Below are 14,294 nucleotides of genomic sequence, written 5' to 3' on the forward strand. Positions count from 1 at the left end.
GACCTGCTGAGGTGCTGGACCGGCACCTGCACCACCTGCGGCCAACCCCTCACCACCAACAGAACCAGACCCAGAACCTAACGAAGCACTACTAGGGCGCTCCGGCGTCTCCCGTCCTGCGGGCGGTCGGCGTCACCCGGGTGGAGCAGCAAAGGGCGCCTCCGCCTCCCCCTCCCCGCCATCGTCGTAAGTGCAGGACGCGACGCTCGTACGCCATGAGGGGATGGCCCTACCGTGACCGACACCGCAGGCAAGCCCGTCGGTCCCGGTCCCGGGGCGGGGGCCTCCGCGACGGGGGAGGGGCTGGTGCGGCGCCGACGGCGGCGGTGGGGGCGGAACTCCACGCTGGGGGCGGCCGTACTCCTCGTCGTGGCCGCCGGTGCCGGGTGGGCCGTCTACGCCAGGCTCAGCGCCAACATCACCGCCGACGAGGCCGCCGCGGCCGAACTGGCCCGGTACGAGCGGGAGCGGCCCACCGCGCTGGTGCGGGACGCCCAGAACATCCTGCTGATCGGGTCCGACACCCGGGCCGGCGACGGCAACGGCAAGTACGGCAAGGACGCCGGCACCGAGCGGTCGGACACGACGATCCTGCTGCACCTGGCCGCCGACCGGCGCAGCGCCACCGCCGTCTCACTGCCCCGGGACCTGATGGTGGACATCCCCGCCTGCGGGGAGAAGGACGGCAGGCGCAGCGATCCGGTGTTCGCGATGTTCAACCACGCCTTCCAGGTGGGCGGTTCGGCGTGCACGATCCGGACCGTCGAGAAGCTGACCGGCATCCGGATCGACCACCACATGGTCCTGGACTTCAGCGGGTTCAAGGAGATGGTGGACGCCGTCGACGGCGTGACGGTGTGCCTGAAGGAGCCCGTGGACGACAAGGCGGCGAAGCTGAGGCTGCCCGCGGGGAAGGTCAGGCTGGACGGGGAGCAGGCGCTCGGGTTCGTGCGCGCCCGCAAGTCGCTGGGGAACGGCAGCGACACCGAGCGCATGGAGCGGCAGCAGCGGTTCCTCGGCGCGCTCGTCAACAAGGTGCGGGGCAGTGACGTCCTGCTGAACCCGGCGAAGCTGTATCCGGTGCTGGACGCGGCGACCTCCTCGCTGACCACCGATCCGGAACTGGCGAGTCTGCGCGGTTTGTACCAGTTAGTCCGCGGGCTGCGTGACATCCCCACCGAACGTGTCCAGTTCCTGACGGTGCCGAGGGAGTCGTACGTCTACGACGCCAACCGTGACCAGCTCGTGGAGCCGGAGGCCGAGAGGCTGTTCGCCCGGCTGCGGGCCGACCAGCCGGTGGTGGTGACACAGGAGGACGCCCAGGAAATTCCTGGCCAGGACACGGGGCCGGGCGCGACGGACGGCCCTTCGCCCGCCCCGACGTTCCGCGGGAGGACAGCCGCCGAACAGACCTGTGAGTGAGCCGCGCACCGGGGTGGTGAACCGTCGTTCGGAAAATCCGTTCAGAAAATGAGGGGGATTGCCCGGTTGTAGGCATGTCGAATTTGTCACCAGCCTCGCTCGACGCTGAACTGGGCGGATAGTGTGAGCGATCCGGTGTACCTGGCCGCGAGGTCCGACGGGCTTTGTCGGGGCCGTGCACTGTTTCAGCGAGACCCGAGCGCCTTGCAGGGGGAAGGCGCCGCGTGGCCCCGACGGAGGATTCGGACAACCGTGGACGCGCAAGGCCGTGGGCGGGCGGACAACATCGACCCCGCAGACCAGTGGGTGCTCAATCCGAACACCGGCGAATACGAACTGCGACTGAGCCCTTCCGCAGCGCAGCCACCGGTTCCCGGGCCGCGCAGACCGTCGCCCGGGGACGGCGGTGACGCGACGGGCGGCCGTACGCGGCAGACGGGCGACCAGACCCCGCGGGCGCCCCGGACGCGCGGCACCGAGGTGCCCGCGCCGCGCTCGGCCCGGCGCCGGGGAGCCGAGCCGGAGGCGCCGCAGGGCAGGCGCGCCTCCCGGCGGCCGGTGAAGAAGAAGTCGACGGCGAAGAAGGTGCTGCTGTGGACCGGCGGGTCCATGGCCTTCGTGCTGGTCGCCGTGTCGGCCGCCGGCTACCTCTACATCAAGCACCTGAACGACAACATCACCTCCGTGTCCGACGACGGCGCCAGCACCGGCGGCTTCCGCAAGGACGAGGCGATCAACATCCTGCTGATCGGCACGGACAAGCGCACGGGCGCGGGCAACGAGGGCTACGGCGACTCGGGCAGCGTCGGGCACGCCGACACCACGATCCTGCTGCACGTCTCCAAGGACCGCTCCAACGCCACCGCGCTGAGCATCCCGCGCGACCTGATCGTGAACGTCCCGGACTGCCCGACCGAGCAGGAGGACGGCACCGAGAAGGTCATCCCGGGCTCGCAGGGCGTCCGCTTCAACACGAGCCTCGGCCAGGACGACCGTACGCCCAGCTGCACCATGCGCACGGTGACCGAGCTGACCGGGATCAAGCCGGACGACTTCATGGTCGCCGACTTCAACGCGGTCAAGACGCTGACCGAGGCGGTCGACGGTGTCGACGTCTGCCTGGCCAAGGACATCGACGACCCGAAGTCGCACCTGAAGCTGTCCAAGGGCACGCACAAGATCTCCGGCGAGCAGGCGCTGGCGTTCGTGCGCACCCGGCACTCCGTCGGCTTCGGCGGCGACCTCAGCCGGATCGGGCTCCAGCAGCAGTTCCTGGGCGCGCTGATGCGCAAGCTGAAGGGCAACGACACGCTCACCAGCCCCACGAAGATGGTGAAGCTGGCGGAGGCGGGCACCAAGGCCCTCACCGTCGACGACAAGCTCAAGGACATCGGCAAGCTGAAGGACCTGGGTCTGGAGCTGGGCAAGCTCAACCCGAAGAACCTGGCCTTCACCACGGTGCCGGTCGTGGACAACCCGGCGGAGAAGGTCCACGCCACGGTCGTCCTCAACGACGCCAAGGCCCCGGCGGTCTTCGACGCCATCAGGAACGACGTCTCCTTCACCGACGTGAAGAAGAAGGAGAAGGCGACGAAGGACGCGCAGGCCGCCCGGCTCAAGGGCACCAAGGCGCCCGCCTCCGAGGTGCGGGTGCGCATCCTCAACGGCGGGGCCCAGGCCGGCAGCGCCCAGGCGGTGCTCAACTGGCTGCAGAACGACGAGGGCGTGAGCAAGTCGGAGAACGCGGGCAACGCGCCGGACCAGTCGGCCAAGACCACACTGGAGTACGCGCCCGACCAGGCGGCCCAGGCACGGCGGCTGGCCGCGATCATGGGCCTGTCCGGTGCCGCGCTGAAGCCGGGCGAGAGCGTGACCAACTCCCAGGGGCTGCCGGCGATGACGCTGACCCTGGGCAAGGACTTCAAGGGAGCGGGGGTCTCCCTCACGGCGCCGACGAAGGCGCCGGACGTCGACAAGTCGACGGCAGACAAGGTGAAGTGCGCCGCGTAGGTAACCCTATGGGCCCGTCAAGCGTCTAACCGGACGCGGGACGGGCCCGTTGCTTGGCGCAAGGGTGGGGAGGGCAGGGAGTTTGGCGCAGAGCGAGGTGCGCGGGGAGGCTCCGGCGGTCGAGGAAACGACGTCGCTCGCGTCGAAGAACTCGGACGCGCGGGTGCGTTCCGGCCGGCACGGCGGCGGGCGCGGCGGCGGACGGCGGGCGGGCGGTTCCAAGACCGAGCGGCGGCGCAGACGGCGCGTGCTGCGCTGGTCGGCCACCGTGCTGGCGGTGGTGATACTCGGCACGGCCGGTGCCGGATACCTCTACTACCAGCATCTGAACGGCAACATCCAGAAGGGCAAGCGGGCCAACGGCGACGACTCCAAGGCGCACCGGACCCGCCCGAACGCGGCCGGCCAGACCCCGCTGAACATCCTGCTGATCGGCTCCGACAGCCGGGGCTCCAAGGAGAACCTGAAGCTCGGCGGCAGCAAGGACCACGCCAGCGACCCGCCGCTCGGTGACGTGCAGATGCTCATCCACCTCTCGGCGGACCGCAAGAGCGCCGCCATGGTGAGCATCCCGCGGGACACCCGGGTGGACATCCCCGAGTGCACGGACCCCAAGACCGACCGCGTCTATCCGGCGACGAACGACATCATCAACGTCAGCCTGGCCCGCGGTGGGGCCGGCTGCACCCTGCTCACCTGGGAGAACCTCACCGGGGTCTACATCGACCACTGGATGACGATCGACTTCGCCGGCGTGGTGCGGATGGCGGACGCCATCGGGGGCGTCGAGGTGTGCGTCAACCAGAACGTCTGGGACCACTCGACACCCCGTCAGCGCGGCGGCTCCGGCCTGAAGCTGAGGAAGGGCTCGCACAAGGTGAAGGGCGAGCAGGCACTCCAGTGGCTGCGCACCCGGCACGCCTGGGGCAGCGACCTGATGCGGGCCCGCGCCCAGCACATGTACCTGAACTCGATGGTCCGCACGCTGAAGCAGCAGAACGTGTTCACCGACACCGGCCGGCTGATGGACCTGGCCGACGCGGCCACCAAGTCCCTGAAGGTGTCGGAGGAGATCGGCACGGTCAAGAAGCTGTACGACCTGGGCATGGAGATGAAGTCGGTGCCGACCGACCGCGTCACCAGCCTGACGATGCCCAACATCCCCGACCCGCACGACCCGGACAACCACGTCGTACCGGACGGCGACAAGGCCGCCACGGTGTGGCGGATGCTCCAGGACGACGTGCCGCTCGACAAGAACGGCGGGGAGTCCGGGCCGAAGAAGGACACGGGCAAGGACGAGCCGGCCAAGAAGCCCTCGCTCGACGCGAGCCGGCTCGGGGTGCTGGTGCAGAACGCCACCCGGACCGACACCGAGGCCCCGGTGCAGCAGCGGGCGTCGGCGATCGGCCAGGTGCTCGTGCAGAAGGGGTACACGCGGGCGCAGGCCGACACCTCGGGGAGCCTGGCCGAGGACAAGACGGTCGTGCGGTACCCGAGCGCGGACCTGGAGGGTGACGCGCAGGCGGTGGCCAAGGCGCTGGGCATCCCGATGAGCGCGGTCAAGAAGTCGACCGACGTGTCGGGGGTCACCGTCGTCGTCGGCGCGGACTGGCGCTCGGGCAGCGCCTACCCCAAGCAGTCCGAACCGGAGGCCGGCGACCTGCCCGAGGGCACCGACGCCGTCAACGCCGCGGACAAGGGGGACTGCATGAACGTGTACGGCCCCTACCAGTGGTAGGACGCCCCGGCGCACGAAGGGGCCCCTCCCGCGCGGGAGGGGCCCCTTCGTGCGCGCGTCAGGCGGCGGCGACCGCGGGCCGCCGGGAGGCGATGACCCTCTTCGCCAGGGACTTCGGGCTGGTCAAAAAGCCCCAGCCCCACGACATGTGCATGGTGGCGAGGGCCACCGGTATCTGGAGCCGGGCCTTCAGCGGCAGCCCCTTGCCGGCCGGGAGGGAGCCCGCGACGATCGCGGCCAGGTAGCCGCCGGGGACCACGAGGCCCCACGGGGTCAGCGCCGCGCCGACGACCAGGCCCGCGGCTATCGCGCACACCGCCGTCGGCGGCGCCAGGTAGCGCAGGTTGATGGAGCCGGAGTGGTAGCGGGCGACGACGTGCCGCCACCGGCCGTAGTCCTTGTACTGCTTGGCCAGCGCCCGCACCGACGGCCGCGGCCGGTACGACACCCTCAGCTCGGGCGAGAACCAGATGAGCCCGCCCGCCTCACGGATGCGGAAGTTCAGCTCCCAGTCCTGGGCGCGGATGAACTCCTCGTTGTAGCCGCCCTGCTGCTCCAGCGCCTCACGGCGGAAGACGCCGAGGTAGACCGTCTCGGCGGGGCCGGCCTGGCCGCCGGTGTGGAACGCCGCGTTGCCGACGCCGATCTTCGAGGTCATCGCGGCGGCCACCGCGTGCTCCCAGTCGGTCTCGCCCTCGGCGTGCATGATGCCGCCGACGTTCTGCGCGCCGGTCTCCTCCAGGAGCCGCACGGCGGTCGCGATGTAGTTCGGCGAGAGCATGCCGTGGCCGTCGACGCGAACCACGATCGGGTGCCGGGAGGCCTTGATCGCCGCGTTCAGCGCCGCGGGCGTGCGGCCGGTGGGGTTCGGGACGGTGTGCACGCGCGGGTCTTCGGCGACCAGCTCGGCGGCGATCTCGTCCGTGCGGTCCATGGACGGACCGAGGGCGATCACGACCTCCAGCTCGCCGGCGTACTCCTGCGCGAGGATCGCTTGGACGGCCCCGCGCAGATGCCGTTCCTCGTTGAGGACGGGCATGATCACGGACACTGCGGGGAGCCGCACGTCGGGCTTGGCGTTCATAGGGGCCTCACGTTACCGCGAACGGGGGATACGGGTGCGCGCCGCCGGGCCTGCGGCGCGGGCTGGAGATCGTATCGGCCTACTGTGCTCACGGATTCCACGTACGGCCTCGTCCGGAGGTGTCCTCCTTGCCCAGCCCGCCCCGGTCCCCCTCCTCCACCACCAGAAGCGTGGCAGGGGCTCCCAGCCCGCAGCGCCGCCCGCGGCCGCCCCGCCGGGTGCCGCGCCCGCCCGAGCGGCGGGTACGGCCGGTCCGGCCGCCGCGGCGGCCCCGCTGGGCCATGCGGGCGGCCACCACGCTGTCGGTCGTGGTGCTCGCCTCCGCCGGGATCGGGCACGCGGTGGTCGCCAGCCTGGACGCGGGCATCGCCCGGATCGACGCCTTCAAGGACATGAAGAACCGGCCGCGGGCCGGGCACGGCATGAACGTCCTGCTGGTCGGCACCGACGGCCGCGACAAGCTCAGCGAGCGGGACCGGCGGGCCTACCGGCTGGGCGGGGCCCCGTGCCACTGCACCGACACCATGATGATCGTGCACATCGCGGAGGACCGGGAGCGGGCCACCGTGGTGAGCCTGCCGCGCGACTCCTACGCCGAGGTGCCCGCGCACGTCGACCAGAACACCGGTCAGCGGCACGGCCCGCACCCGGTCAGGCTCAACGCGGCCTACGCCGAGGGCGGCCCCCAGCTGACCATCCGCACGGTCGAGAGCATGACCCATGTGAAGATCGACCACTATCTGGAGGTCGACTTCACCAGCTTCATGAAGACCGTGGACGTGCTCGGCGGGGTCAAGGTGTGCACGCCGACGCCGCTGAAGGACCGGTACACCGGGCTCGACCTCGCGCCCGGCACCTACACCCTCCGGGGCGGGCAGGCGCTGCAGTACGTACGGGCCCGGCACGTCGACGGGGCCAGCGACCTGGGCCGGATGAAGCGGCAGCAGCGGTTCCTGGCCGCCCTGCTGGACAGGGCGACCTCCTCCGGGGTGCTGCTGAACCCGATGCGGTTCCGGGACGTGACCCGGGCGGTGCTCGGCTCGGTCCGCGCCGACGCGGGCTTCGGCACCGACGAACTGCTCGACCTCGGCCGCGCGATGCGGAACTTCTCGCCGTCGTCTTCGGAGTTCACCACCGTCCCGATCGGCCGGATGGACTACCCGGTCAAGGGCATCGGCTCGACCCTGAAGTGGGACCCCGCCAAGTCGGAGCAGTTGTTCGGGGCGCTGCGGGACGACAAGCCGCTCGCCGGGGAGCGGCCGCGCCGTGACCCGGCGCACGCTCCGGTGCCGGTGGAGGTGGCCCCGGACACGATCCGGGTGCAGGTGGCGAACGGCAGCGGCACGGTGGGGCTGGCCAAGCGGATCGACGCGGAGCTCGCGGCGACCGGCTTCGCCACCACCCGCCGGCCGGTGACCGCGCCCGCCCGGGTGGCGCGCACGCTCGTCTTCTACGACCCCCGCTGGGACCGCTCCGCCCGTTCCCTGGCCGCGGCGCTGCCGGGCAGCGAGCTGCGGGCCGTGCCGGGCCAGGGGCCGCTGCTGAAGGTGACGGCCGGACCGGAGTTCACGAACGTGCGGAAGGTGCGGTTCGAGGACCCGGCCCAGCCGGAGCAGAGTGTCGTGCGGGGCAACGAGGTGACGTGCTGAGGCGGTCTGCCCGGCCCTGGACCGGTCCTCGGGCCGGTCTCCGGAGCAGTCCCTCGGACCAGTTCGCGAATCAGTCCGCGGATCAGTCCTCGAAGCCCTCCGCGGCCCGCTTCTCGCGCAGCTCCCTGATCGCCCGGCGGCGGGCCAGGCGGTGGGTGCGGCGGATCTGGGCCTCCTGGTAGCGGCGGCGGTCGCGGTCGGTCTCGGGTACCACCGGCGGCACCCGGCGCGGCTTGCCGTCGGCGTCGACGGCCGTGAAGACCAGGTAGGCGGAGCCGACCTGGGTGGCCGGGTCCGACTCGTTCCAGCGCTCGGCGAGGACCCGGACGCCTATCTCCATCGAGGTCCGGCCGGTCCAGTTCACCTGCGCCTTGACGTGGACCAGGTCGCCGACGCGGACCGGCTCGAGGAACACCATCTCGTCCATGGAGGCGGTGACGGCGGGGCCGCCGGAGTGCCGGCCGGCCACGGCGCCCGCCGCGTCGTCGACGAGCTTCATGATCACGCCACCGTGCACGGTCCCCAGCAGGTTGGTGTCGTTGTGGGTCATGATGTGGCTGAGGGTGGTGCGCGAGGCGGACGTGGGCTTGCCCGGGATGTCCGGTTCCATCGCCGGATCCGTGTCCGTGGCCTGGTCTGTCATGCCCCCTACCTTATGCCGAAGCCTCATTCGCGGACTTTGTGTCGGGTTCGCAACAGCGAGGCCCTGATTTCCCCACATCCCTTGTCGAGCACATGGCCGCGCCCTGCACACTGGGGCGCATGAATGACTGGCCCGAGGGATGGTCCGACGACAACCGCGGCCCGCGCTACGGACGCGGCAGTGCCGGCGCACAGCCGGAGGGGGCCCGCGTGATGCGTCAGGTGCGGCGCGGCCCGGCGGTACCGCCCGGACCGCGCTCGGCGTACGGCGATTCCGGCCCGGCGGCGCCGCCGTACGGGGCCGGTGTGCCGCGGCAGCCGTCGTACGTCGACGGCCAGGGGCACGAGGAGGGCGCCGGCTACGGCGAGTACGACAGCGGCTACAACACCGGCCAGGTCTACGGCGGCGCCGGCGGCCGGGGCCCGGGCGGCACGGCGGGGGCCCCCACCCGGGCGCCGCGCCCCGCGCCGAACTGGCGGCGCCGGATCAAGTGGACGGCGATCACCCTGGCGACCGTGCTGGTCGTCACCTCGATCGCGACCTACTTCTGGGCCGACTCCAAGCTGCGCCGCGAGGTCGACCTGTCGAAGGTCATCGACCGGCCGGACGGCGGCGACGGCACGAACTACCTGATCGTCGGCTCGGACAGCCGTGAGGGCATGTCCAAGGCGGACGAGAAGAAGCTGCACACCGGCGGTGCCGAGGGCAAGCGCACGGACTCGATGATGATCCTGCACGTCGGCGGCAACGGCGACACGCTGATCTCGCTGCCGCGCGACTCGGACGTGGTGGTCCCCTCGTACCAGGGCTCGACGTCCGGGAAGACCTACCCGGCGCAGGGGCGGCACACGAAGCTGAACGCCACCTACGCCGAGGACGGGCCGACGCTGCTGGTCCGCACGATCGAGGCCAACACCGGTCTGCACATCGACCACTACGTCGAGATCGGCTTCCAGGGCTTCGCCGGCATCGTGGACGCGGTGGGCGGCGTCGACATCACCATCGACAAGGGCTTCAAGGACAAGTGGTCGGGCGCCGACTTCAAGGCCGGCAAGCAGACCCTGAACGGCCAGCAGGCGCTCGCCTTCGTCCGGACCCGGCACGCGTTCGCCGCGTCCGACCTCCAGCGCACCAAGAACCAGCAGAAGTTCCTGGCCGCCCTGGCCCACCAGGTGGCGACCCCGTCGACGATCCTCAACCCGTTCAAGTTCTACCCGACCATGGGCGCGGGCCTGAACTCCCTGATCGTCGACAAGGACATGTCGCTGTGGGACCTGGGCTCGATGTTCTGGGCGATGAAGGGCGTCAGCGGCGGTGACGGCACCTCGATGAACATGCCGATCTCCGGCTCCGTGGGCGGCAACCTCGTCTGGGACAAGGCGAAGGTGAAGACCCTGGTCGACGAGCTGAACAACGACGAGAAGGTCACCGTCTCCGGCAACTGACGCCGTCAGGCACCGGTCCGAGGGCACCCCGCGGGGTGCCCTCGGCCGTGCCGGGGTGGGCTCACATGCCGGCGCCCGCCATCGCCCGGCAGGTCTCCGCGCAGCGGCGACACGCCTCGGCGCAGCGCATCATCATCTGGTCGTCGGGCATGGACATGCACGCCTCGGCGCACATGTCACAGGCGCGCGCGCAGAAGGCGCACATCTCGCCGGCCATGGGCGAGCGCCGCATCATCATGTCGGCGCACATGCGGGTCGTCTCGGAGCAGTCCATGAGCGCGCGCATGACCTGCATCTGCGCCTGGCCGCCCTGCTGCATGCAGGAGCTCATGGCCTCCTCGCAGATGTTGTGGCAGTTCATGCAGGCCTCGATGCAGTCCTGCATCTGCTGCGTGAGGGCGGGCATCGTTCCGGGCCGGGACTGGGACTGGGTCATGGCTCCTCCACGGAGGCAGGTGGGACCCGGGGCGGGCCCCGTGTGCTTCCGTCCTACGCCGGGGAGCGGTGTCCCGCATGTCGGATTACGGCAGGTTGCGGGCCATGACGATGCGCTGGACCTGGTTCGTGCCCTCGTAGATCTGGGTGATCTTGGCGTCGCGCATCATGCGCTCCACCGGGTAGTCACGGGTGTAGCCGTAGCCGCCGAGGAGCTGGACGGCGTCGGTGGTGACCTCCATGGCGACGTCGGAGGCGAAGCACTTGGCGGCGGCACCCAGGTAGGTGAGGTCGGCGTCCCCGCGCTCGGAGGCGGCGGCGGCCTGGTAGGTCAGGGCGCGGGCCGCCGAGATCTTCATCGACATGTCGGCGAGCATGAACTGGATGCCCTGGAAGTCGGCGATCGGCTTGCCGAACTGCTTGCGCTCCTGGACGTAGCCCTTGGCGTAGTCGAAGGCGCCCTGCGCGACACCGAGGGCCTGGGCGGCGATGGTGATGCGGGTGTGGTCCAGGGTCTTCATGGCCGTCAGGAAGCCGGTGCCCTCCTCGCCGATCATGCGGTCGGCGGGGATGCGGACGTTGTCGAAGTAGACCTCGCGGGTCGGGGAGCCCTTGATGCCGAGCTTCTTCTCCGGGGCGCCGAAGGAGACGCCCTCGTCCGACTTCTCCACGACGAACGCGGAGATGCCCTTCGAGCGCTTCGAGGGGTCCGTCACGGCCATCACCGTGTAGTACTCGGAGACGCCCGCGTTGGTGATCCAGCGCTTCACGCCGTTGAGGACCCAGTGGTCGCCGTCGCGGACCGCCTTGGTCTTCATGCCGGCCGCGTCCGAGCCTGCCTCCGGCTCGGAGAGGCAGTACGAGAACATGGCGTCGCCCTTGGCGAGCGGCGTCAGGTACCTCTTCTTCAGCTCCTCGCCGCCGGAGAGGATCACCGGGAGCGAGCCCAGCTTGTTCACGGCCGGGATGAGGGAGGAGGAGACGCAGGCGCGGGCCACCTCCTCGATCACGATGACCGTGGCGAGCGCGTCGGCGCCGGCGCCGCCGTACTCCTCGGGGACGTGCACGGCGTGCAGGTCGTTGGCTACCAGGGCGTCGAGGGCCTCCTGGGGGAAGCGGGCCTCCTCGTCCACCGCGGCGGCGTACGGCGCGATCTTCGCCTCGACCAGGGAGCGGACGGCGTCCCGGAGCATGTCGTGCTCCTCGGACGGGCGGTACAGGTCGAAGTCAGCCGATCCGGCCACGGTCTCTCACGCTCCAAAGACGCAGTGATACTGACGCTAATTACCGTTAAGTAACCGAATTTTAGAGCCCCCGTGTGCACCCGCCTACGTGAGCTTGGCGACAGCGGGGAAATTGCCCGCGGGGCGGCCCGACTATGCTCAGGCACCGCATGACCGAGCAGGACGACGGACCGGAGCTGGAGCGCACCCCATGAGCCTGAAGATCACCGTGATCGGCACCGGCTACCTCGGCGCCACACACGCCGCGGCCATGGCCGAACTGGGCTTCGAGGTGCTGGGCCTGGACGTCGTACCGGAGAAGATCGCCATGCTGGAGCGCGGCGAGACCCCGATGTACGAGCCGGGGCTGGAAGAACTGCTGCGCCGGCACGTGGCCGGGATCGAGGGGTCCACCGGGCGGCTGCGGTTCACCACGGACTGGGCCGAGGCCGGCGCCTTCGGCGATGTGCACTTCGTGTGCGTGAACACCCCGCAGAAGCACGGCGAGTACGCCTGCGACATGAGCTACGTCGACTCCGCCGTGGCCTCCCTCGCCCCGCACCTGCGCGGCCCCGCTCTGGTCGTCGGCAAGTCGACCGTGCCGGTGGGCTCCGCCGACCGGCTGGCCGCCTACCTGGCCGAGCACGCCCCGGCGGGCGGCGACGCCGAGCTGGCCTGGAACCCGGAGTTCCTGCGCGAGGGCTTCGCCGTCCAGGACACCCTGCACCCGGACCGGATCGTCGTCGGCGTGCGCAGCGAGCGCGCGGAGAAGCTGCTGCGCGAGGTGTACGCCGGCCCGGTCGGCGAGGGCGCCCCGTTCGTGGTCACCGACTTCCCGACCGCCGAACTGGTGAAGACGGCCGCGAACTCCTTCCTCGCGACCAAGATCTCGTTCATCAACGCGATGGCGGAGGTGTGCGAGGCCGCCGGCGGTGACGTGGCGAAGCTCGCGGAGGCCATCGGCCACGACGACCGGATCGGCCGCAAGTTCCTGCGCGCCGGCATCGGCTTCGGCGGCGGCTGCCTGCCCAAGGACATCCGGGCGTTCATGGCCCGGGCGGGTGAGCTGGGCGCCGACCAGGCGCTGACGTTCCTGCGCGAGATCGACTCCATCAACATGCGCCGGCGCGGCCAGATGGTGGAGATGACCCGGGAGGCGCTGGGCGGCGGCTCCTTCCTCGGCAAGCGGGTCGCGGTGCTCGGCGCCACCTTCAAGCCGGACTCGGACGACGTCCGCGACTCGCCCGCGCTGAACGTGGCCGGCCAGATCCACCTCCAGGGCGGCCAGGTGACCGTGTACGACCCGAAGGGCATGGCGAACGCCCGCAAGGTCTTCCCGACCCTGGGCTACGCCGGTTCCGCGCTGGAGGCCGCCCGGGGCGCCGACGTCGTCCTGCACCTGACCGAATGGCAGGAGTTCCGCGAGCTGGACCCGGTGGCGCTCGGCGAGGCGGCGGCGGCCCGGGTGATCCTCGACGGCCGCAACACCCTCGACCCCGAGCTGTGGCGCCGGGCCGGCTGGACGTACCGCGCGATGGGCCGCCCCAAGGCGTAGGCGCCCTCCGGGCCCAGGGCCCGCGCCGGGACCCGGGTGGCGACGCCGGTTCGGCCGAGGCTCAGTCGGCCGAACCGGCGTCTGTCCGCATTGTGCACCAAATCGTCGCCGCTCACGCGCCCTTCGCCCGGTAGCGGCGCATCTTCGCGCGCGCCCCGCACACCCGCATAGAGCACCAGCGCCCGCGTCCGGCGGGGCTGCGGTCGTAGAAGGCCCAGTGGCAGGTGTCGGCCTCGCACGCCTTGAGCCGGGTCCAGGTGCCCGCGACGAGTGCCTCGGCGACGGCGGCGGCGACCCGGGACAGCAGCGGCTCGGCGTCGGCCGGGGCGAGGCGGGCCGAGCCGTCGCGGTCGTCGACGGCGACGTACAGCGGGGCCCGGGCCAGCAGGGTGCCCAGCGGGGTCACCGGGCGGTGCGGCGGGTGCCCGGCGTGCGCGAGCAGCGCGGCCCGCAGCGACTCGCGCAGCTCCCGGGCCCCGTCCAGTCCGTCCCGCGTGACGCCGAGGCGGGCGCGGCCCTCCGGCGTGTCCAGCCCGTCCGTGCCCGCCTCGATGTCCAGGGTGTTCACCAGGGACTCGACCAGGGCCAGGCCGCCGGGGGCCGCCGATCTCTCGCTCATGCGTGTGACGTTACCCCCTATGGGGGAGCATGCGGTAACCGTTACTGGTTACCCGTCCTTACAGGTAACGTCACGAGGAGGTAGTCATGGCTCTCGCCAAGCTCGACATCGTCGTCCTGGACTGTCCCGACCCGCACGCGCTGGCCGGTTTCTACGCCGGTGTGCTGGGCGGCACGGCGGAGGAGGACCCCGAGGACAGCGGGTGGGTGGACCTGAAGGTGCCCGGCGGGACGGCGCTGGCCTTCCAGCGGGCGCCGGGGTTCGTGCCGCCGGAGTGGCCCGCGGCGGACCGGTCGCAGCAGTTCCACCTGGATCTGGCGGTGGAGGACCTGGACGCGGCCGAGAAGGGCGTGCTGGAGCTGGGCGCCAGGCCGCTGGACACGCAGGACCGCGAGCGGACCTTCCGTGTCTACGCCGACCCGGCAGGGCACCCGTTCTGTCTCTGCGCCTGCTGACCCGTCCCGGAGG

12 protein-coding genes are annotated in these 14,294 nt (G+C 71.2%); 7 read left to right on the top strand and 5 right to left on the bottom strand.

Going from position 1 to position 14,294, the window contains the following annotated elements; translation table 11 throughout:
• The first annotated feature begins 234 nt into the window (after positions 1 to 234).
• The 3 genes from ACZ5DC_RS15140 (at position 235) to ACZ5DC_RS15150 (ending at position 5,173) form a co-directional block, all read left to right on the top strand.
• Positions 235 to 1,422, top strand: a complete 1,188-nt coding sequence (locus ACZ5DC_RS15140; protein ID WP_468652826.1) for an LCP family protein — start codon at positions 235 to 237, stop codon at positions 1,420 to 1,422.
• Positions 1,423 to 1,674: 252 nt separating this feature from the next.
• The gene (locus ACZ5DC_RS15145) at positions 1,675 to 3,432 is read left to right on the top strand and encodes an LCP family protein (RefSeq protein ID WP_468652828.1); all 1,758 of its coding nucleotides are present in this window, start codon (positions 1,675 to 1,677) and stop codon (positions 3,430 to 3,432) included.
• Between the two features lie 82 nt (positions 3,433 to 3,514).
• On the top strand, positions 3,515 to 5,173 hold the full coding sequence (locus ACZ5DC_RS15150; protein ID WP_468652830.1) for an LCP family protein: 1,659 nt from the start codon (positions 3,515 to 3,517) through the stop codon (positions 5,171 to 5,173).
• Positions 5,174 to 5,231: 58 nt separating this feature from the next.
• On the opposite strand, the gene ACZ5DC_RS15155 is transcribed toward ACZ5DC_RS15150, so the two are convergent.
• Positions 5,232 to 6,257, bottom strand: coding sequence for a glycosyltransferase family 2 protein (locus ACZ5DC_RS15155; protein ID WP_468652832.1), 1,026 nt, complete (start codon positions 6,255 to 6,257; stop codon positions 5,232 to 5,234).
• Positions 6,258 to 6,385: 128 nt separating this feature from the next.
• Between ACZ5DC_RS15155 and ACZ5DC_RS15160 the strand changes: the two genes are divergently transcribed.
• Positions 6,386 to 7,906, top strand: a complete 1,521-nt coding sequence (locus tag ACZ5DC_RS15160) for an LCP family protein (RefSeq protein WP_468652834.1) — start codon at positions 6,386 to 6,388, stop codon at positions 7,904 to 7,906.
• An 82-nt stretch (positions 7,907 to 7,988) separates the two neighbouring features.
• Here ACZ5DC_RS15160 and ACZ5DC_RS15165 read toward each other — a convergent pair whose 3' ends face one another.
• Positions 7,989 to 8,549: an acyl-CoA thioesterase gene (locus ACZ5DC_RS15165; protein WP_468652836.1), complete on the bottom strand. Its 561-nt coding sequence runs from the start codon at positions 8,547 to 8,549 to the stop codon at positions 7,989 to 7,991.
• 119 nt (positions 8,550 to 8,668) lie between these two features.
• Here ACZ5DC_RS15165 and ACZ5DC_RS15170 point away from each other — a divergent pair, with 119 nt between their 5' ends.
• Complete coding sequence (locus tag ACZ5DC_RS15170; protein WP_468652838.1) at positions 8,669 to 9,994, top strand: LCP family protein; 1,326 nt, start codon at positions 8,669 to 8,671, stop codon at positions 9,992 to 9,994.
• Between the two features lie 61 nt (positions 9,995 to 10,055).
• On the opposite strand, the gene ACZ5DC_RS15175 is transcribed toward ACZ5DC_RS15170, so the two are convergent.
• The gene (locus tag ACZ5DC_RS15175; RefSeq protein WP_468652840.1) at positions 10,056 to 10,430 is read right to left on the bottom strand and encodes a four-helix bundle copper-binding protein; all 375 of its coding nucleotides are present in this window, start codon (positions 10,428 to 10,430) and stop codon (positions 10,056 to 10,058) included.
• 85 nt (positions 10,431 to 10,515) lie between these two features.
• A complete protein-coding gene (locus ACZ5DC_RS15180; protein WP_468652842.1) occupies positions 10,516 to 11,673 on the bottom strand; it encodes an acyl-CoA dehydrogenase in 1,158 nt (385 codons plus the stop codon).
• 190 nt (positions 11,674 to 11,863) lie between these two features.
• Between ACZ5DC_RS15180 and ACZ5DC_RS15185 the strand changes: the two genes are divergently transcribed.
• On the top strand, positions 11,864 to 13,207 hold the full coding sequence (locus tag ACZ5DC_RS15185; RefSeq protein WP_468652844.1) for a UDP-glucose dehydrogenase family protein: 1,344 nt from the start codon (positions 11,864 to 11,866) through the stop codon (positions 13,205 to 13,207).
• A 112-nt stretch (positions 13,208 to 13,319) separates the two neighbouring features.
• Here the strand turns inward: ACZ5DC_RS15185 and ACZ5DC_RS15190 are convergent, their stop codons facing one another.
• Positions 13,320 to 13,826: a CGNR zinc finger domain-containing protein gene (locus ACZ5DC_RS15190; protein ID WP_468652846.1), complete on the bottom strand. Its 507-nt coding sequence runs from the start codon at positions 13,824 to 13,826 to the stop codon at positions 13,320 to 13,322.
• A gap of 86 nt (positions 13,827 to 13,912) precedes the next feature.
• On the opposite strand from ACZ5DC_RS15190, the gene ACZ5DC_RS15195 reads away from it, so the two are divergent.
• On the top strand, positions 13,913 to 14,281 hold the full coding sequence (locus ACZ5DC_RS15195) for a VOC family protein (protein WP_468652848.1): 369 nt from the start codon (positions 13,913 to 13,915) through the stop codon (positions 14,279 to 14,281).
• The last annotated feature ends 13 nt before the right edge of the window (positions 14,282 to 14,294 follow it).

The sequence above is a fragment of the Streptomyces sp. NPDC031445 genome (assembly GCF_055581365.1).